Origin of the sequence: Marinifilum sp., from assembly GCF_965230805.1 — a bacterium.
In the GTDB taxonomy this organism is placed as follows: domain Bacteria; phylum Bacteroidota; class Bacteroidia; order Bacteroidales; family Marinifilaceae; genus Marinifilum.
In genome coordinates this window covers 3,086,781-3,106,624 of the sequence record NZ_OZ246019.1, presented here as the reverse complement: position 1 = coordinate 3,106,624, position 19,844 = coordinate 3,086,781, and the positions used below count along the sequence as shown (strand labels likewise).

General features: G+C 36.2%; 15 protein-coding genes and 1 pseudogene. 7 read left to right on the top strand and 9 right to left on the bottom strand.

Translation table 11 applies throughout. The annotated features are described in order from the left end of the window. Positions 1-715: 715 nt before the first annotated feature. The 5 genes from ACO05S_RS12565 to ACO05S_RS12545 are packed head-to-tail and all read left to right on the top strand — an operon-like array spanning position 716 to position 6,163. Positions 716-2,806, top strand: a complete 2,091-nt coding sequence (locus ACO05S_RS12565) for an N-6 DNA methylase (RefSeq protein ID WP_421918353.1) — start codon at positions 716-718, stop codon at positions 2,804-2,806. A gap of 32 nt (positions 2,807-2,838) precedes the next feature. Next, positions 2,839-4,290 (top strand): hypothetical protein, encoded by a 1,452-nt coding sequence (locus ACO05S_RS12560; protein WP_421918352.1) that lies wholly within the window; start codon positions 2,839-2,841, stop codon positions 4,288-4,290. After that, a complete protein-coding gene (locus tag ACO05S_RS12555) occupies positions 4,280-4,996 on the top strand; it encodes a transposase (protein WP_421918351.1) in 717 nt (238 codons plus the stop codon). The genes ACO05S_RS12560 and ACO05S_RS12555 overlap by 11 nt, the downstream gene beginning before the upstream one ends. 1 nt (position 4,997) lies before the next feature. Continuing rightward, the gene (locus ACO05S_RS12550; protein WP_421918350.1) at positions 4,998-5,996 is read left to right on the top strand and encodes a virulence RhuM family protein; all 999 of its coding nucleotides are present in this window, start codon (positions 4,998-5,000) and stop codon (positions 5,994-5,996) included. Beyond that, positions 5,993-6,163 carry a hypothetical protein gene (locus ACO05S_RS12545; RefSeq protein WP_421918349.1) on the top strand — a complete coding sequence of 57 codons (171 nt, stop codon included), beginning with the start codon at positions 5,993-5,995 and terminating at the stop codon, positions 6,161-6,163. Before ACO05S_RS12550 ends, ACO05S_RS12545 begins: the two co-directional genes overlap by 4 nt. 67 nt (positions 6,164-6,230) lie before the next feature. Here ACO05S_RS12545 and ACO05S_RS12540 read toward each other — a convergent pair. Further along, positions 6,231-6,650: pseudogene (locus ACO05S_RS12540) on the bottom strand (group II intron maturase-specific domain-containing protein); the annotation flags it as partial. A gap of 353 nt (positions 6,651-7,003) precedes the next feature. On the opposite strand from ACO05S_RS12540, the gene ACO05S_RS12535 reads away from it, so the two are divergent. Together ACO05S_RS12535 and ACO05S_RS12530 are read left to right on the top strand one after the other, a co-directional pair. Beyond that, positions 7,004-8,143 (top strand): Fic family protein, encoded by a 1,140-nt coding sequence (locus ACO05S_RS12535; RefSeq protein WP_421918348.1) that lies wholly within the window; start codon positions 7,004-7,006, stop codon positions 8,141-8,143. 265 nt (positions 8,144-8,408) lie between these two features. After that, on the top strand, positions 8,409-8,999 hold the full coding sequence (locus ACO05S_RS12530; RefSeq protein ID WP_421918347.1) for a hypothetical protein: 591 nt from the start codon (positions 8,409-8,411) through the stop codon (positions 8,997-8,999). Positions 9,000-9,049: 50 nt separating this feature from the next. Here the strand turns inward: ACO05S_RS12530 and ACO05S_RS12525 are convergent, their stop codons facing one another. The 8 genes from ACO05S_RS12525 to ACO05S_RS12490 form a co-directional block, all read right to left on the bottom strand. Further along, a complete protein-coding gene (locus ACO05S_RS12525; protein WP_421918346.1) occupies positions 9,050-10,834 on the bottom strand; it encodes an acyl-CoA dehydrogenase family protein in 1,785 nt (594 codons plus the stop codon). A gap of 87 nt (positions 10,835-10,921) precedes the next feature. Beyond that, the gene (locus ACO05S_RS12520; RefSeq protein WP_421918345.1) at positions 10,922-12,097 is read right to left on the bottom strand and encodes an acetyl-CoA C-acyltransferase; all 1,176 of its coding nucleotides are present in this window, start codon (positions 12,095-12,097) and stop codon (positions 10,922-10,924) included. Between the two features lie 94 nt (positions 12,098-12,191). Further along, entirely contained in the window at positions 12,192-14,591 is a 2,400-nt protein-coding gene (locus tag ACO05S_RS12515) for a 3-hydroxyacyl-CoA dehydrogenase/enoyl-CoA hydratase family protein (protein ID WP_421918344.1), read from the bottom strand. Between the two features lie 32 nt (positions 14,592-14,623). Continuing rightward, positions 14,624-16,408 carry an AMP-dependent synthetase/ligase gene (locus tag ACO05S_RS12510; RefSeq protein ID WP_421918343.1) on the bottom strand — a complete coding sequence of 595 codons (1,785 nt, stop codon included), beginning with the start codon at positions 16,406-16,408 and terminating at the stop codon, positions 14,624-14,626. Positions 16,409-16,723: 315 nt separating this feature from the next. Then, the gene (gene fmt, locus ACO05S_RS12505; RefSeq protein WP_421918342.1) at positions 16,724-17,680 is read right to left on the bottom strand and encodes a methionyl-tRNA formyltransferase; all 957 of its coding nucleotides are present in this window, start codon (positions 17,678-17,680) and stop codon (positions 16,724-16,726) included. A gap of 1 nt (position 17,681) precedes the next feature. Further along, a complete protein-coding gene (locus tag ACO05S_RS12500) occupies positions 17,682-17,849 on the bottom strand; it encodes a DUF5522 domain-containing protein (RefSeq protein ID WP_421918341.1) in 168 nt (55 codons plus the stop codon). 1 nt (position 17,850) lies between these two features. Beyond that, positions 17,851-18,321: a nuclear transport factor 2 family protein gene (locus ACO05S_RS12495; RefSeq protein WP_421918340.1), complete on the bottom strand. Its 471-nt coding sequence runs from the start codon at positions 18,319-18,321 to the stop codon at positions 17,851-17,853. Then, positions 18,314-19,771 carry an LptF/LptG family permease gene (locus tag ACO05S_RS12490; RefSeq protein ID WP_421918339.1) on the bottom strand — a complete coding sequence of 486 codons (1,458 nt, stop codon included), beginning with the start codon at positions 19,769-19,771 and terminating at the stop codon, positions 18,314-18,316. Before ACO05S_RS12490 ends, ACO05S_RS12495 begins: the two co-directional genes overlap by 8 nt. Between the last annotated feature and the right edge of the window lie 73 nt (positions 19,772-19,844).

Below are 19,844 nucleotides of genomic sequence, written 5' to 3'. Positions count from 1 at the left end.
AGAGGTGAAACGACCTAAAGACGCATTTTGAATAGTAATCTGTATTATCCTCTTAAAATTTATTACTGTAAAATGTATAATATTGGGTTTATTATTTTAACGTGAGTTCGACGTAAAATTCTATCCACAGAAAGTTATATTTGCGATAGATTTGCATTAAAAATTTGGAAAGAATAGCGGGCTATTTTAAGGAATTTTTAATGTGAAGATGTCGTAAAGAGAACTTTCCATTATGTGTTTGCCTGCTTTAGGCATAAATTTCCTCAAATCTTCTTGAAATATCCCGATATTCCTTCGAAAATTTGAGAAAATTTCTACTCAAAATCAGTGCAAACTGTGAACGAATTTTACGTCGAACTCACGTTATTTTAAATTCACCTGGTAAATACATCATAATCTTATCAGTTTACAGGCTGGTACTGGATGTGTAAACTGATAAAACAAGAAAAATAAACACAATTTTTATAAGCTTATAAATAAGTTGTATGCAAGGCGGTCACAGGAGAAATGATGTAATAAATTGAGGGATTTTTTGTTTTCCTCCCCTCAAAAATAAAAGAACAAAAGCCAACGCGCAAAGCATAAGTTTGCCAGCCCATCCCTGCAATCATCCCTTCGCTGCCAAACACATGCTTTTTTTGCCATCCCGCACGAGATTGTGGATACGAAATATTAAATTTGGAAACTGATTAATTGATAATTTTTAAGATAAAATATGACAATTGCTGAAATACTGAAAGATTCCAACTACAAATTGACCCAGTTCAATTTGGTAGAAATTCAGAATCTTGAGAATAGAATTACTGTTAAAGAAGTTAGAGGAAAAGAAACTCCATATATAAATTGCTTAGTTCGTAAAAAAGATATTAAACTGACACCTGAAGAAGCAGTGAGGCAATTGTATATTCAAGTTCTGATTGACGAATACGATTACCCTATTGAACGAATGGAATTAGAATATGCTGTTTCATTTGGTCGAGAAAAAAAACGAGCTGACATTGTAATCTTTGATAAGCAACAAACCACTTCGCCATACATAATGGTGGAATTGAAAAAGCCTAAACTAAAAGACGGTAAAGAGCAATTAAAATCATATTGTAACGCTACAGGTGCACCGATAGGTGTGTGGAGTAATGGAGATTCTATTTCGTATTATCACAGAAAAGACCCGAACTATTTTGAGGATTTACCTGCTATTCCTAAGTCCAATGAAAAACTATCGGACATACTTTCGGAACGTTGGACAATTGAAAATCTGATTGATAAAGACAAACTTCGTACAGAGCGAAAATCGCTTAAAGACCTGATTCTGGAAATGGAAGACGAGGTTTTAGCAAATGCAGGTGTTGATGTTTTTGAGGAGCTTTTTAAACTGATATTTACAAAGCTATTTGACGAAATGGAATCGGGAAGAAACAAAACCCGACACCTTGAATTCAGAAATTACGGTGATACCGAAACTGAATTAAAAGAGAAAATTCAAAAAGTATTCGATAAAGCAAAAGAAAAATGGGAAGGTGTGTTTTCCGATGATTCTAAAATAGAATTAACAGCTTCGCATTTATCAGTGTGTGTTTCATCTCTACAAGATGTTAAACTTTTCAATTCTAACCTTGATGTGGTTGATGATGCTTTCGAGTATCTTATCAATAAAAGCAGCAAAGGAGAAAAAGGACAATACTTTACGCCTCGTTTTGTAATTGATATGTGTGTGAAGATGTTGAATCCACAGCAAGATGAAACTATGATAGATACCGCAGCAGGTAGTTGTGGTTTCCCTGTTCATACCATCTTCCATGTTTGGGAGCAAATACTAAAGGATAAAGGACTCGACAAAAGCCACCTTTTTACTTTGGAAGAAAAACCTTTTGAATGTACCGACTATGTAAATAATAAAGTATTCGCCATTGATTTTGACGAAAAATCGGTACGTGTTGCCCGTACTTTAAATCTGATTGCTGGAGATGGGCAAACCAATGTTTTGCATTTAAATACCTTGGATTGGGAACGTTGGGATGAAAAAACAGAAGATGAAGATTGGCAGGACACGTACTTTGAGGGTTGGAGGAAATTAAAGAAGTTAAGAACAGATAAAAAGAGCAACCACGATTTTAACTTTGATATTTTAATGGCAAATCCTCCATTTGCTGGCGATATAAAAGAAAGTAGAATACTGGCTAAATATGAATTGGGTAAAAAACCAAATGGAAAATATCAAACTAAAGTTGGTCGTGATATTCTATTTATTGAGCGTAACCTGGATTTTTTAAAACCAGGCGGACGAATGGCTATTGTTTTACCGCAAGGGCGTTTTAATAATTCGTCGGATAAAAACATTCGTGATTTTATTTCAGAACGTTGCCGAATACTTGGCGTTGTTGGTTTGCATGGCAATGTTTTTAAACCGCATACTGGCACAAAAACTTCTGTGATGCTTGTTCAAAAATGGGATGATAAGCTTTGCCCTAAAGTTGATGATTACCCAATCTTTTTTGCCACCATGCAAGAAACAAGCAAGGACAATAGTGGCGACAAAATATATTTACGTAAAAAGGATTTTCCAGACAAATTTGAAATAAAACCCGAAGAGGCTGAACCCCTTCAAGGCGAAATGGAATTAAAAGAAAGTGCTGTACATTATGTTCGTACACCTAAAGATTTGGACGAATTTGTTTTAGATACCCACTACCATTTAATTGTTAAACACGACCTGTTTAACCATGATGGTTTAACGCAAGACGGCATTGCAGAAGCCTTTCTTGAATTTGCTAAAAAAGAAAACCTTTCCTTTGTGGGAAAGCTTTAAGCCCTTTCGATGAAGCCAAGTATAGGGCATTATTGGAAGGGCTGGAAATAAAGGAAAAGGATTTTTCTGCTGCAATTGAGAATAAGGATTTTAGAATTGATAGTCAGTTTTACACTAAAGAACCTATTAAAAATCCTGTTTTAAAATATGACAAAATTGGAAATCATTTAATTAGAGCTCAATATGGTATTTCAATTTCGATGAATGAAGACGGTGTTGGTTATCCTATTTACCGCATGAATGAAATTCACAATATGATGTGTGATACAGATGTTTCAAAATCTGCTGATATTTCAAAAATTGAATTAGAAACATTTGTCCTTAATGACAGAGATGTGTTATTTAATCGAACCAACTCATTTGAATGGGTAGGGAGAACTGGGTTATACAAAAAAACTAACACCAAAGATTTTGTATTTGCTTCATATTTAGTGCGATTTATACCAAATCAAGAAACTTTACTTCCTGAATATCTAACAACATTTTTAAATTCTAAATATGGAGTTTGGGACATTAAACGTCGAGCCAGACAATCAATAAATCAAACCAACGTAAACCCAGAGGAGGTAAAAGAAATCGAATTTCCTTTGCTTTCTCAATCTTTTCAAAAACTCCTTAAGTGTTGCTTTGATAATGCGCATAGCACAAATATTTTATCACAATCAAAATATCAACAAGCTGAGAACCTTCTCCTCGAAACCCTCGGCTTAAAAGGTTTTGAACCAAGTAAAGAACCTGTGAACATTAAGAGCTTTAATGAATCATTTGGTTCTTCTGGTCGTTTGGATGCTGAGTATTATCAAAAAAAGTATGATGATTTTTTGTGCAAACTAAATGATAGTTCTAAACTTGGATTTAATATTCTTAAATATAAAGATATTGCCTCAGGTTTTAAATATGGTTCTTCCACAAAGTTAAATTATCAAGAGAATGGTGTTCCATTTTTACGTATTGCAGATTTAAATGATAAGAAATTTGAATTACAGAATTTAAAATTTATATCAAAAGAAGATGCTATAAATGAGAAGGGAGCATCAGTTAGTGTTAATGATATTTTAATTTCAAGAAGTGGCACGCTCGGTCTAACTGTCAGGATACCCAAATTTCTTGAGGGGGCTATTTTCGGTAGTTATTTTATTAAATCTCACCTTAAGGTTAATATTAATCCAACTTATATTACTTTATATCTTAATTCATTACCAGGGACAATACAAATAGAACAAGCAAACACAGGTGGGATTCAAACAAATATTACTATTCCTGTAATTGAAAATATACTAATCGCTTTGCCTTCAATAGATTTTCAGAATAAAATTGAACTAATGATTTCTGAAAGTGATTCCCTTAAAAAGGAATCTGAACAACTATTAAACCTTGCCAAAACAGCCGTTGAAAAAGCAATTGAAGAAAATGAAGAAAAGGCAATCAACTACATAAGCGAGAAACTGGCAGAATTAAAAATTAATCTTTCAAATGAAGGATAAAGAAAAAATAAAGAACGAAGGAGATAATTTCAATCAGAAGAAAGATTCAATAAATCCGGATATTTCCAAAGTACGGGCGTATTGCAATACGCCCCACCCATCGCAATCCCCCCAGGCTGCGCCTCATCGATTTCATAATAGAAGAAGCATACGGCTTAAAAATTATGATTATTCAAAGGCCGGCTTATACTTTATAACCCTATGCACAGCAAACAGAGAAAATATTTTTGGCGAAATATTAAATAAAAAAATGCACCTAAATTCTTTCGGGAAAATCGCTACTGAAGAATGGGAGAAGACACCAGAAATTAGAAAAAATATTTCACTCGATGAATATATCATCATGCCAAACCATTTTCATGCAATAATTAGCATCGATTATAAAATTAAAGAAGAAGGAAAAGAGAAGATCGGAAAATTTCAATCACCATCCCAAACCATAGGCGCAATAATTAGGGGATTTAAAGGGGCAACCACAAAGAAGATTAATAATTTAATTAGAGAGATTAGGAATAATCAAGGTAGTACGGGCGTATTGCAATACGCCCCAACGAACGCCCCATCCGGGATTAATCTATCCGGAGAAGGCTCTATCTGGCAACGCAATTATTACGAGCATATTATAAAAACAGAAAAGGCTTATAATAACATCTCAAATTATATTATCAATAATCCATTAAACTGGGACATCGATAAACTGAAATAATATGAATTCCTCTGAAATTATACTATATACCACACCAGACGGAAACGTAAAAGTAGAAGTTATTCTGCAAGACGAAACCGTTTTGCTTACACAGAAAGCAATGGGTGAGTTATTTGGCGTGGAAACCAACACGATTAATTACCACCTGAAAGAAGTATTTAAAACCAATGAATTAGAAGAAGATTCAGTTATTCGAAAAATTCGAATAACTGCCGCTGATGGTAAGAAATACCTTACAAACTTCTATAATTTGGATGCCATTATTTCGGTTGGTTATCGTGTGAATTCACAACAAGCAACTCAGTTTCGTATATGGGCAACCAAAACCTTACGCGAGTTTATTATTAAAGGATTTGTGCTGGATGATGAACGCTTAAAACAAGGCGGTCAGCTTTTCGGCAAAGATTACTTTGATGAATTACTCGAACGGATTAGAGAAATCCGAGCAAGTGAACGTAGGTTTTACCAAAAGATTACTGACATCTATTCGGAATGCAGTATTGATTATGACCCAAAAGCCGAAATAACGCAAGTATTCTATAAGACAGTGCAAAATAAATTACATTGGGCGATAACAGGGCAAACGGCAGCTGAGATTATTTCTTCAAGAGCGAAAGCCGAGTTACCAAATATGGGATTAACAACTTGGAAGAACTCTCCAAAAGGGAAAGTTTTAAAATCAGATGTTTCAGTAGCGAAAAACTATCTTAATCAAAAGGAGATTGATGAATTAAATAGGATAGTAACCATGTATTTAGATTATGCAGAAAATCAGGCTGCACGGCAAATACCAATGAAAATGGGTGACTGGATAGGTAAATTAAACGGATTCTTGCAATTTAATGATTATTCTGTTTTGAAAAATGCAGGTTCGATTTCAGCAGATATTGCAAAGAAATTAGCAACCAAAGAATTTGAGAAATTTAGAGTAAAACAAGATTCTGAATTTGAATCAGACTTTGATAGAGAGGTAAAACGACTAAAAGGAGATGACAAATGAGCCAACGCTTCACCATCCGTTTGCTGCAAGGCACATTTGCAAAACGCTTAAAGCCAACGCTAAAGCCAAATTTTGCAAAAGAGCCTTTCAGCCCGTCCCACTCCAACCAAAGACTGCCGACGCTCAAGAAACAAAAAATGGTGCTTCGATTTAAACTAAGTGCTTGAAAATGAACAAAGCCCAGCATACAATCGAGTAGGCAGCCGCTAGGCCATTAGCCTAGCGGAGAACCTCTCACACCACTGTACGTACGGGTCTCGTATACGGCGGTTCGTTAAGTTGTGGGGAAATTTTCTTGTAAATATCAAGCATTGATTCGTAGCCACGCTTCTTCAATCGGTCAAGAGTAATTGTAGTTCCAAGTATTGGACTTTGAGCAATTGCCCAACCTCCCATTCGAGAACGAGACCATGCATAGGCTTGACCCTGTTCTACTCCTAAACGAATCAGGTTTTTCCTTTTTCGTTCAGGCTTTTTCCAATGATGCCAGATACAATATCTGAGCCTGTTACGAATCCATCCATCAACATCTTGAAGTTTAACCAGCATACTAGCCATTCGGAAGTTGTTTACCCAACCTCTTTGTAATTCTTTCAGTTTTTGAATACGTTCTTCAAAACTCATAGGAGTCGTTTTTCGGGTGATGGTTTTTAGCTTTTGCTTTAAGTTTTAATAAAATCAGGTGTTTCTGCGTATGCAGTCCTTACATTAATACTACAACAAGTTGTCATTTTTCTCATGCAAATTATTAAATGCAGGTTTGCATGTACTAAAATTTTGTTATTTTATTTGAAAATAGATACGAGTGCGACCCTCGCACCAGCAGTTTGTACATGCTCATTCTATAAGGAGAAAATACGTCCAAAATATCTTAATTATTGAACAGATTTTATTTAATTTCTCAATAAAAATGTGAATTCTATTCTTTTGTCCAGAATATAGGAAATAATGGACAAAGGTTTTTCTGTTGTCAAAAAATGGACATATATTTACTAAGTGTCCAATTAATGAAATATATTGAACAGATGGAAGTGACAAAATTTGATAGAAATAAGCCATATGATGAATTACCTGTGCTGCCGCCAATTAATGATATTGAAAACAACCCTGATATATTAAAACGATTGGTTTCTGCCTCGCGAGCTCTGGCAACGGTGAATGGAAACTTGAACAGATTACCAAATCCATTAATGTTAATAAATACTTTAGCTCTACAGGAAGCAAAGACGTCTACAGAAATAGAAAATATATTTACCACAGAAGATGAATTATATAAAGCTATTTCCGATACCTATAGGGAGTCTAAAATAAACCCTGCAACAAAAGAAGTTTTAAAGTATAGGGAAGCTCTTTGGGCTGGATTTAGTGAATTGCAGACGAGTAATAAAATAGACACGAAATTAATAATACGAATCTTTAATCAGATAAAAGAAACCACCTCAGGATATCGACCTCCCCAAGCTCAAGTAGTTATCAAGCGAGGAGAAAGTGAATTTCGCTCAGGAGAAATTATTTATACTCCACCCAGAAAAGAAGGAGTTATTGAAAATTTAATGGAAAATTTAGTTGAATATCTGAATAATGATGAATTATATACTGTTGACCCTCTTTTAAAAATGTGTATTGCACATTATCAATTTGAAGCGATACATCCATTTCAAGATGGCAATGGAAGAACGGGGCGGATTCTTAATCTATTGTATTTGTTTAGTAAGGGACTATTAAGTCAACCTGTACTTTATATGTCAAAATTTATAATAGCAAATAAAGAGGATTATTATTTTAAATTAGGGGCTGTTACACAAAGGAATGATTGGAAATCATGGATAAACTTCATGTTAGAAGCAACAGAAAAGACTTCATTGCTTACAAATTCCAGAATCAACGAAATATTGTCTCAAATGGACTCCACATTAGAGTACGGAAAAGAAAAGATTAAATGGTATAATAAAGAAATCAATGAAGCCATTTTTAGTCAACCTTACATAAAACCAAATTTGATTGGAGAAATAATTGGTAAAAGTTCTAGGACTACATTGACAAAATATATGAATGAACTAGTAGGGAACAATATTTTAAGACCCAAAAAAGATGGTGTCGAGGTGTTTTACGTCAATGAAGATTTGATTCGAATACTAGAGGGATAGAAAAATAAAACCTAACACTGATGCGCAATTTTATCGCGTTGCTGTAGGTTAAAATCAGATGTTTAAATCAAAACTTTAAGGGCAGTGCGAATTAATCCTGATTTGATTTTTATAATAATTGTTTCGGAAGTTCTATACAAAGGGAATGTGATGTTTAATTCGATTGGGTATATTTGAAATTCGATAAGAATAGCTGGAAAGAAATAATAGTTAAGCCAACAATTTTTATTTATTGAAAATACAACAACTCTATAAAAATGAGCCTATGATTAAGTACATACTAACAATTGCATTACTATTTCACTTTTCGATTGCTTATACTCAGAATAAAATTGAATGGTCGAAGGAATATAAACTCAAGAAAGAAGATTATTTGGCAGAAGCGCCAAATTCAGGAAAACAACAAACAATTTTAAGCAGTTTTACTATAGGGTTTCAGGTGGCAAACTATTCTTTGATCACATCCAGAAATCTGAATAGGACTGTAAGTTGTTATTTTCAAAAGGATGCATCCTATATTGATAATGGAGACCCATCTTCAACTTCTGAACTAATAAGGTATCAGCAACTTTTATTCGACCTATACGAACTTAGCGCAAGAAATCTGAGGAAAAAGTTTTTTGTTGAAAGGAAAAGGCTTTTATGGGAAGGATCAACGGTGTTATACGAAGAGGTTACCTCTGAGCAAACAAGGCTGATTGCAAAAGTTGATAGAGAAACTGAACATGGAAATAATCTAACAAAGTTAGCAGAATGGGAAGCCACAATTGCTGAAGAATTAAAAAGGCTTAGTGATTTTAGTAAAGATGGTCGTCCAAAAAGAGAAAAGAAAAAGAAGAAGCGAACCAAGAAGTAAATACAGATTAAAAAACGCCTCTTAAAAGAGGCGTTTCTCATTTAAACTCATTAATAACAATATCGATTCTCTTCAATTAATTTCTTGGCTATCTTTCTGCGTTCTTCTTTGCTGTTCAGGCCACTGTGCTTGGTAAAGCGTTTCAGGCCTAAAAGCATCATACGTAATTCGTCGCCCGATGAAATGCTGTTGGCAGCATCCTTGGCATTTTTGTGAATGCGGTCGGCAGCATCGTAAAAGAACACTTTACACATTGCAATCTGTTCTTGGCAAGCATCTTCTCCTTTGGTTTCCACCAGTTTTTTTACGCGCAGTAGCATCGATTCCGCTACATAGCAATCGCTAATGATATCAGAAATATTCATAAGAATTTCCTGCTCTTTGCTTAGTTTTTGCATGAACTTTTGTGCAGCAGCACCGGCAACCAGTAAAGCTGCTTTTTTGAAACCTTCCACCAATTTTGTTTCAGCAGCAAGAAGACTGGTATCTTCTTCTCCAAAATCAGGAATAGACATGAGTTCTTTGGCAACAGATTGCGAGGCAGCCAATAATGGCAATTCATTTTTAAATGCCTTACGCAAGAGGTAATCGACTACCAACATGCGGTTAATTTCATTGGTTCCTTCAAAAATACGGTTGATGCGAGCATCGCGATAAGCGCGTTCCATTGGAGCTTCGGCCGAATATCCCATACCTCCATAAACTTGTACGCCTTCATCAACCACATAATCCAAAGCCTCGGATGCAGCAACCTTTAGAATAGCAGCTTCAGCAGCAAATTCCTTCTGAGCCTTAACTGCTGCCTGCTCATTGCTCATCCCTCCCTCAATAAGGTAATGCTTAAGGTTTTGAACATCATTGCTGCATCGGTAAATGGCCGATTCTATGGCATAGATTCGAATGGCTTGTTCTGCAATTTTAAATTGAATGGCTCCAAAATTGGAAATCTCTTTGCCGAACTGAATGCGCTCATTCGAATAATTAATGGAGTTGTTGATAACTTTTTTGCCAGCACCCAGAACAGCAGCAGCCAACTTTATTCTACCATTGTTCAGAATGTTCAAGGCAATTTTAAATCCCTGTTCTCTCTCTCCCAAAAGATTCTCAACCGGAATTTCACAATTCTCGAAAAACATCATACAGGTTGAGGAACCTTTAATTCCCATCTTCTTTTCCTCTTGCCCCAAACTGATGCCCGGAAAGTTCTTTTCAACAATAAATGCACTTAAGTTTTTATCATCATCAATTTTGGCGAATACGGTATAAATATCTGCAAAACCACCATTGGTGATCCACATTTTCTGTCCGTTCAGAATGTATTTTGTGCCATCATCCCTTAGTGTTGCCTTACTCTTACCCGAATTGGCATCCGATCCTGAGCCAGGTTCAGTCAAGCAATAAGCCCCTTTGTATTCTCCACATGCCAACATTGGCAAATACTTTTCTTTTTGCTCCTGTGTACCATAGTAAAGGATGGGAAGCGTACCAATTCCAACATGTGCAGCGTAAGCAACAGCGAATGAACTATAGGTTCCCATCACTTCGGTACTTAACATTGAGGTGTTCATATCCTGGCCAAATCCGCCATATTCTTCAGGAATTACAATTCCCAGAAGTCCCAATTCTCCCGCTTTGTCCATTAAGGAAGTCATTAAACCTTCTTCCTGTGCATCAATTCTGTCTTGCATGGGGAAGATCTCTTTTTCCTGAAAATCCCTACAGGTTTCCATTATCATTTTTTGTTCCTCGGAAATCTCTTCCGGAATAAAAATATCTTGTGGCATGCTTTCCTTCACCAAAAACTGACCGCCTTTTACTGTTTTTATCTTTTCCATAGTATGTAGTGTTTATGTAGTTAGTATGATTTACCCCTAAATCCCCTAAAGGGGACTTTTATAACCCCCTTTAGCGGGATGGGGGTGTTAGAGAATCTCAAAAATTCCAGCAGCTCCTTGTCCAGACCCTACGCACATGGTTACCATGCCATATTTTTGCTTTCTTTTCTTCATTTCGTGCAAGAGCTGAACCGACAATTTTGTGCCTGTACAACCCAAAGGATGTCCCAAAGCAATTGCTCCACCGTTTACATTGGTAATTGCCGGGTTCATATCCAACTCTCTCATTACCGATAAAGCCTGAACCGCAAATGCCTCGTTCAACTCAATTTGCTCTATTTGGTTCATATGCATTCCCGATCGTTTTAGCACTTTCGGAATGGCTTCAACCGGGCCTATTCCCATGTGTTTGGGTTCTACACCTGCTACTGCGTAAGAAACAAATCGGGCAATAGGCTCAACATTCAATTGATTCAACATCTTTTCGGACACCACCAAAACAAAGGCTGCACCATCGGATGTTTGAGATGAGTTTCCGGCTGTAACTGTGCCATTCTGAGCAAATACAGGTCTTAGTTTTGCTAATCCTTCAATACTGGTATCAGCTCTAGGGCCTTCATCCTTGGCAATTGTATGTTCTTTTGTTTCCGCTTTCTCTTTGCTGTTCACAAAAGTCTCTGATACTGTAATAGGAACAATCTCATCAACAAAACGGTTCGCAGTCATAGCTTCTAAAGCTTTTCTGTGCGAGTGAAAAGCAAATTCATCTTGGTCTTCACGTGAGATATTATATTTTTTCTGCAGAGCTTCTGCGGTAATTCCCATGTTCCAATAATAATCAGGATTCGATTTAGCAATTCCCAGATTAGGAACCAATCGCCAACCACCCATTGGCATCAACGACATCATTTCAACACCACCAGCCAGAATACAATCGGCCAATCCGGCTTCAATTTTCGATGCAGCAATTGCAATTGTCTCAAGTCCAGAAGAACAGTAACGATTAACCGTCATCCCTGGTACTTGTATGTTATCTAATCCCATTAAGGAGATCATTCTGCCAATATTCAATCCTTGCTCGGCTTCAGGAGTGGCATTTCCCACAATAACATCATCAACCATCAAAGGATCCAAGCTTGGCGTTTTCTCCATAATGTGTTTAACTACCCTTGCGGCCATATCATCAGGCCTGATGAGGCGAAGCTTCCCTTTTTTTGCTTTGCCTACGGCGGTTCTATATGCGGCTACTATATATGCGTTCATCTAATGTTTAATTTTTAGTGATTAATGTTTAGTTAATACCTTCTAGCTTAGTAATTGTGTTCAATGTCATTGATCATTAAACACTAATCATTGACTAGTTTCTCAGGATTTTACCCTTTTGCAAGAGACTTTGCATTCGTTCCAGTGTTTTCTTTTGCTGACAAAGTCGAACAAAAGCAATTCGTTCTAAATCGAGCAAATATTTTTCAGATACTTTAGTAGGTTCACTCAGCTCACCACCACTTAAAACTTTTCCTAGTTCAATAGACAAATGTTTATCGTATTCGGATATATAATTTCCTACTTCCATTCCATCTGCACCCGAATAAACCAATGCCAATCCTTCACTTCCCAGAACTGTAATATCCTTAGTTGGTAGAGGAGGAGTGTAACCTTTTTCTACCATAAGCAATGCAGCTCTTTTTGCATAACTTAACTGATGTTTTTTACTAACAATCACCTCGTCAACATCCTTACGGAGATATCCCAGTTCGAATGCTTCGTAGGCCGACATTGAAACCTTAGCCTGACCGATACTTAGAAACTTATCGCGAAAGCGGTTGGTTCTGATATCATCCTGAGCAATTTCTTTTGATAATCGATATGCGAATTCTTTGGTTCCACCTCCTGCTGGAATAACGCCAACACCCAATTCTACCAAGCCCATGTATGTTTCTGCGTGAGCAATCACTTTATCTGAATGCATGCAAAGTTCGCATCCACCTCCAAGGGTCATGCCATGTGGCGCAGCTATTACCGGAACCGATGCGTACTTGAGTTTTAGCATGGCATTCTGGAAAGTGCGAACAACCATATCCAACTCTTCAAATTCTTGCTCTATGGCAAGCATAAATACCAATCCGATATTGGCTCCAGCCGAGAAGTTTTCTCCTTCATTAGATATCACCAAAGCCTTATAATTACTTTCCGCAAGCTCAATTGCTTTGTTTAAACCTTGAATAATCTCGCTTCCAATGGTATTCATTTTGGTATGGAACTCAAGGTTGATGATTCCATCGCCAATATCAACAATACTTGCACCTTCGTTACTCCAAATTGTATTGGAAGAGCGAATATTGTTGAGAAGAACCAGATTTTCTGTTCCTGGAATGGTTTGATATTCGTTGGTATTTACATCATAGTACTGCTTGTTACCATCCTTCAATTGATAAAAGCTGAGATCTTCCTGAACCATATTGTACACCCAATTAGCTGCTTTATAGTCCATTGCTTCCATCATGCTTAAAGTCTTTTTCACGCCTAAACTTTCCCAAATCTCAAAGGGTCCCATTTCCCAGGCAAAACCTGAACAGATAGCCTCATCAATTTTGTATAGATCATCGGTAATTTCTGGCATCCGGTTCGAAACATAGGCAAACAAACCAAAGAACAATTTCTGATAGAATTGATTTACCTTACTGTCACCTTTCAAAAGAACTTTAAATCTATTGTTTAGATGAGGAACTGCTTTTGCCGCTTCAAATTCACCAAATTTTATTCTCTGTTTTTCTTGATATTCAAAACTTTCAAGGTTTAGACTTAGGATTTCACTCTTTCCTTCCGACTTTATTTTCTTGTAGAAACCTTTACCTGATTTTGCTCCAAGCCATTGGTTGTTCATCATTTTCTGAATGAAACCCGGAATCTGAAAAACATCTTTTGACTCATCATTTTGCAATGCTTTTTGAAGGTTTTGTGCTACAAAAACCAATGTATCCAAACCAACTACATCGCAAGTGCGAAAGGTAGCCGATTTTGGCCTTCCGATTATTGGTCCGGTAAGTTTGTCTATTTCTTCAACAGTAAATCCAAATTCATCAATCAGGTGAAAAACCGACATCATAGAGTAAACACCAATACGGTTGGCGATAAAGGCAGGCGTATCTTTACAAGAGACAACTGATTTGCCTAAAAACCTTTCACCAAAATCTGTTAGAAAATCCAATACCTCTTCACTTGTTTTGGGAGATGGAATAATTTCTAACAACTTTAAATATCGCGGTGGATTGAAGAAGTGAGTTCCACAAAAATGAGAGGTAAAATCTTCCGATCTGCCTTGGATTAACATCTGTATGGGAATACCGGATGTATTTGTTGTTATCAAAGAACCAGCTTTCCTGTATTCTTCAATTTTAGTATAAAGCTCTTGCTTGATTTTCAGATTTTCAATAATGGCTTCAATAATCCAATCGCATTCTGCTATTTTATTTAAATCATCTTCAAAATTACCAGTTGTAATTCTGTTGGCGTAAGCCTTTAAATATAAAGGAGCAGGCTTAAGTTTGGTAGCTTTTAGGAAAAGATCGTTAACAATTCTGTTCCGCACTTTAGGATGTTCAAGCGACAAACCAGCTTTTTGTTCTTTTTCAGAAAGCTCTTTTGTTGGCATATCCAATAATAAAACCTCTAATCCAATGTTAGCAAAATGACATGCAATTTGAGCGCCCATGACTCCTGCGCCCAAAACTGCAACTTTTCTTATTTTCCGAGTCATATTTTTGTTTGTTATAGTGTGTGAATACTTATTTAAATTTCTTCTTCGTAGGCGTATATGTCTTGAATGAGATGATCGTATTTGTCCTTTAAAACTTTACGTTTAAGTTTTAATGTTGGCGACAATTCACCAGATTCAGGAGTCCAAACATCAGCCACCAAACGACTGGTTTTAATTTTTTTCGGACGGTCGAGATTTACATTTGTTTTCTCAACTTCTTGCCAAATTCTCTTTTGAATGCGCTCATTTTGAATGATTTCTTCGGGACTGATAAAATCTAGTTTCTTTCTCTTGCAGTATTCTTTTAGGAATTCAAAATCTGGGGAAATAATTACTGAAGGAAAGCGCTTGAATTCTCCTATTACAATTGCTTGATCGATAAACGGAGATTCTTTCAACTTGTTTTCAATAACTTGTGGCGCAATGTAAATACCACCCGAAGTTTTAAAAATCTCTTTCTTTCTGTCGGTTATTTTTAGAAATCTATCCTCAACCATACAACCAATATCACCAGTGTGGAACCAACCATCAGAATCTATTACCTCATTAGTTAATTCCGGATTTTTGTAATAGCCCAACATGATATTTGGTCCACGAGCCAAAATTTCACCATCCTCAGCAATTTTAACCTCTACCCCTTCGAGCACAGGTCCAACCGTTCCAAATTTAATATCAGGATAAGAATTTTGATTGGCTGCAATAATTGGAGAGGTTTCCGTTAATCCATAACCTTCTTGAACTGGAATGCCTGCAGCCCAGAACAAGCGCTCCAATCGCACTTGAAGAGCTGCACCGCCCGAGCACATGAACATGATATTGCCACCAAGTGCTTCCTGCCATTTGCTGAAAATTAGTTTTCTGGCAATTTTCAATTTAAATTCGTACCACCATCCATTGGCAGCATTCAATTCATATTTTTGACCCAAGTTTACGGCCCACAGAAATAAGGATTTCTTAATCATTGGCAAACTCTTTCCTTTGGTCATGATTTTATCATACACTTTTTCCAATAATCGCGGAACAGTGGCAAAACCATGAGGTTTAATCTCTCGCAAATCATCGCCAATGGTTTCCATACTTTCAGCATAATAAATACTAATGCCCTTATATTGATACTGATAGTTCACCATTCGCTCGTAAACATGGTTGATTGGTAAAAAACTCAAACACTTATGGCTCGAGTTTAAAATTAAGCGTGCAGCCGAAGCTAGCACATTACTGGTAAAGTTTTTATGCGATAACATTACACCTTTAGGATTGCCAGTAGTTCCCGATGTATATATGATTGTAACCACATCTTGTGGTTTAATTTCATCTTTAATAGATTTTAGCTCATCTTTATACTTGTCGCCAAGTGCCCTTCCAACATCTAATAACCTAATCCAATGAGCAACTGCTTTTATTTTATTAAAAGAGTATACTTCTTTAACTGATGGATGATCGTTTAAAAGTGGTGCAATTTTTAAGTATAATTCTTCGCTCGAAATAAAAATTAGGCTAGGCTCACAATGACGAATAATGAAATCGTAGCTTTTTGCGCTTATTGTTGGATACAATGGAACATGTATCACTCCAATTTGAGCCAGTGCCATATCAAGAAAATTCCATTCCGGACGATTGTTTGATATGGAAATTACACGATCACCTTTTTTAACTCCGTTATCCAAAAAAGCATAGCTTACTAGGTCGACATATTCCAGGTATTGTTCTGTTGAATATGTAATCCATTTGCCATCTTCTTTTTTTGCGAAAGCATCTTTTTTATCAAGATATTTTTCCCGATAGACATCTAGCAAGTCAAATATGCGCGTAAGCATAATTATCGATTTTTGTGGGTAAGCCATTACAGCATTTCAAGATGGTATGTCACCATTTTGATGCGCAAAAATGTCAATCTCTAATGACTAGAGGTGAGAGATTTAGTATTGATTTACGTTTTGTGTAATAAGTTACATTGGGAATTAACTTCGGAGGTTTTCCGAAATATTTTTACACTTAGATAGAAATTACGAAAAGGAATTTGAAAATGAAAGAATAATTGGTAGGAGTTCCTTTTTATTTGGTAAGCGAAAAAAAGAAGCTTTTGATAGCTTCTTTTACGATAGGATTAAAATCATTCGATATGTAATACTCTATAAATGATAGTTGGTAATTTGTTGGAATCCTCTAAGGAAATCTTCGATTTTCATTCTTTTTTTACCCGCTTGCTGTAGCATTTTAATCGACAAATATCCACCATCAACAGCAACTTTCAGATGGTTTTTGCCATCAGTATGCAAACTTCCAGTGGCTTTATTGTGATCTTCCACAATTTTTTCTGTTGCAAACACCTTCAGTCCAATCTTTTTACCTTCTTTATTCGGAATCAATTCGGTCCAGGCAGCAGGATAAGGACTTAGTCCACGAATTAAATTGTGAATGGAATTGATATTTTTGCTCCAATCCACTTTGCAATCCTCCTTAAAGATTTTGGGAGCCGATTTTAATTCTTTTGCATCGATACTTTCCTGCGGAATTTGAGGATAATCGCCTGCTTCTATTGCCTTCACGGTTTTTACAACCAAATCGGCACCAATATTCATCAACTTGTCGTGGATGATTTCTGCATTGTCGTTTTCACCAATCTCCGTTTTTTCCTGAAAAAGGATGTTACCAGTATCTATTTCGTGCTTTAACAGAAAGGTTGACACACCGGTTTCTTTATCTCCGTTAATTATGGACCAGTTAATTGGTGCAGCACCACGATATTGAGGAAGCAGGGATGCATGAAGATTTAAAGTTCCATATTTTGGCATGTTCCATACCACTTCAGGTAGCATTTTAAATGCAACTACAACTTGTAAATCCGCTTCCAGTGATTTTAGTTCGGCAAGAAAATCTTCGTTTCTAAACTTTTCAGGCTGTAATATTTTTAAGCCTTTTTCAGCAGCATATTTTTTAACTGCTGCTTCCTGAATTTTCTGGCCTCTTCCTGCTGGTTTATCCGGATTGGTAATTACCCCAACCACATTAACTCCTGCATTAAGAAGTGCTTCGAGAGGAGCCACCGCAAAATCTGGTGTGCCCATATATACTACTTTTAAACCCATGTTATTCCTTTAGATTTCTGTTTCCTTTATTGTGTTTTGGAAAATACGGACAATGTTTGCAGCCATTGCCGCAGCAATAACCTCTTTCCGTAAGATATTTCTTTGTCATGATTCTGTATCCATCAGGATGCATATAGTAATCGATATCAGGAATTAAATCATCAAACATATTAGTCTTGTTTTATTTGTAAAAACTCTTTTATGCTTTCGTTTTTAATGGTAACTGAAAGATGATAATGTGATATTTTATATTCTCCGTTTTCCAAACTCAACACACCAGATCCTCTGCAAACACCCATCCATGTATTCAACAATTCATCAAACCAAATGGTTTTATTGTTTTCCGATGCATATATTTTTCTATCGAATGCTTTAAAATCCCAGGATCTACCTTTTTCAAAATAGGGTTTACAGAATTGGTAGAATTCTTCGCGAGTCCATCTTTCATTCGGATCGGTTCCGATATAAGTAGCATTTTCTGTCATTAATCTAAAATACTCTTCCAATTTAGCATCGGCAGCAGCTTTGTGCCAACTGTTTAGCAATTGGTTGATATTTTTCTCAGAATACTCGCTTTGTTTCTGGCAAGCTGAGAAGATACAAGCAAGAGTGATTAGAATAATGAACGTAGATCTATGCATTTTTCTTTTTGAAAAATTTAAGCGGATTGATCTTTTTAAAGAAATTGATATAGTTCTCGATGTTGAATACCGCAGAGTCGGTTGTGGCTTTATAAGTTAAAATAATTCCCAAGGGAAGAATAATTAATGACGAAATCCACATTCCAATAGCCGGAGGAAGAACCAACTCTTTGGCAAATCGTTCACCAGTCATGGATATGATGTAATAAAAAATAAAGAATAAAACCGATACAATAACCGGCATACCCAAACCACCTTTTCGAATAATAGCACCAAGAGGAGCTCCAATAAAGAAGAAGATCAAACAAGCAAAAGGGAGAGTGAATTTTCTATGCCACTCGTTGGTGAATTTATTGATCCATTTTTGTTTACTTAATAGAGCTCCTTCTTTTCGCGATACATTTTCTCTTGCTTTTCGGGCAAAACTTAAAGCCGAACTAACCGATGTCAGTTGCTTTGTAATTGGTGCCGATTTAAACAAGGAATCTATATTCATAGTTTTTTTAAGTAAATCTTTTGATCTTATAGAATCCTTGCGAATTCTTTTGGCATCTTTTTTAAAGAAATGGTTAGCAATAAGGCCTTTTACAAGCGTATTTTTTTCTTGTTGGAATTTACCACGCAAAGAATCTTCGGAATGCACCAGCTGTTTAAGATTAAGCATTTTGTAATTCTTACTGTATCGATCTTCATCGCTTCGTTTTAATTCCGTGCTTCTAAGTGGAACATTGGTTACATATTCTTGAAATTTAATCCTTCTGGAAGGGTGTTTTTTCGATCTGCGGGATTTTTCCTTAACCTCCTGGTACATATTGCCACTATACAATGTAAGTGTCATGTTTTGGTTGTTAGGTGATGTAATCATGGTACCCGAATCGGCTATTGTAACATTTGTGTTTCCCCTCTTGTTTCTGTGATCGTAAATTAGCAAGTTATACATCATTCCGGTTTCTTTGTTAATGTCATCCACCTTAATGCTAAAGTTTGGTAAATCGTTGGTGAAAATCCCTTCTTTCAAAATCAGTTCGGGTTTCTGATTTTTAATATCCACCAATAGAGCCGTGGTCTTTAATGATGCAACAGGCATAATGTAGTTTGCAAATAAGAACGCACTAATACTGATTAGCACTGCCAGAGTAGTAAGTGGCTGCATAATTCTTTGCAATGATATTCCAGCAGCTTTCATGGCTGTTAATTCGTAATTTTCTCCCATATTCCCAAAGGTCATAATAGAGGCAAGGAGAATAGATAAGGGCAATGCCATTGGAACCAAAGTAGCAGAAACGTAAAACAAGAACTCTGCAATTACAGTCCATTCTAAACCCTTCCCTACTAATTCGTCGATGTATTTCCATAGGAATTGCATGAGCAGAACAAACATGCACACAAAGAAGGTAAAGGCTAAAGGACCCAGAAAACTTTTAAGAATAAATGAATGTAAACGTTTCATTCCGAAATAATTTAATTGAAAACGAGAGATACCGAAAACCAATTGTAAAATCTCGCATTGCTACTTAAAAAAT

What these genes read in the sequence shown, in the direction of transcription:
- ACO05S_RS12495 (WP_421918340.1), bottom strand. Translation starts at nt 18,321, where the DNA reads ATGCATAGATCTACGTTCATTATTCTAATCACTCTTGCTTGTATCTTC.
- ACO05S_RS12500 (WP_421918341.1), bottom strand. Translation starts at nt 17,849, where the DNA reads ATGTTTGATGATTTAATTCCTGATATCGATTACTATATGCATCCTGAT.
- ACO05S_RS12490 (WP_421918339.1), bottom strand. Translation starts at nt 19,771, where the DNA reads ATGAAACGTTTACATTCATTTATTCTTAAAAGTTTTCTGGGTCCTTTA.
- ACO05S_RS12525 (WP_421918346.1), bottom strand. Translation starts at nt 10,834, where the DNA reads ATGGAAAAGATAAAAACAGTAAAAGGCGGTCAGTTTTTGGTGAAGGAA.
- ACO05S_RS12530 (WP_421918347.1), top strand. Translation starts at nt 8,409, where the DNA reads ATGATTAAGTACATACTAACAATTGCATTACTATTTCACTTTTCGATT.
- ACO05S_RS12515 (WP_421918344.1), bottom strand. Translation starts at nt 14,591, where the DNA reads ATGACTCGGAAAATAAGAAAAGTTGCAGTTTTGGGCGCAGGAGTCATG.
- ACO05S_RS12550 (WP_421918350.1), top strand. Translation starts at nt 4,998, where the DNA reads ATGAATTCCTCTGAAATTATACTATATACCACACCAGACGGAAACGTA.
- ACO05S_RS12520 (WP_421918345.1), bottom strand. Translation starts at nt 12,097, where the DNA reads ATGAACGCATATATAGTAGCCGCATATAGAACCGCCGTAGGCAAAGCA.
- ACO05S_RS12510 (WP_421918343.1), bottom strand. Translation starts at nt 16,408, where the DNA reads ATGCTTACGCGCATATTTGACTTGCTAGATGTCTATCGGGAAAAATAT.
- ACO05S_RS12555 (WP_421918351.1), top strand. Translation starts at nt 4,280, where the DNA reads ATGAAGGATAAAGAAAAAATAAAGAACGAAGGAGATAATTTCAATCAG.
- ACO05S_RS12535 (WP_421918348.1), top strand. Translation starts at nt 7,004, where the DNA reads ATGAAATATATTGAACAGATGGAAGTGACAAAATTTGATAGAAATAAG.
- fmt (WP_421918342.1), bottom strand. Translation starts at nt 17,680, where the DNA reads ATGGGTTTAAAAGTAGTATATATGGGCACACCAGATTTTGCGGTGGCT.
- ACO05S_RS12565 (WP_421918353.1), top strand. Translation starts at nt 716, where the DNA reads ATGACAATTGCTGAAATACTGAAAGATTCCAACTACAAATTGACCCAG.
- ACO05S_RS12545 (WP_421918349.1), top strand. Translation starts at nt 5,993, where the DNA reads ATGAGCCAACGCTTCACCATCCGTTTGCTGCAAGGCACATTTGCAAAA.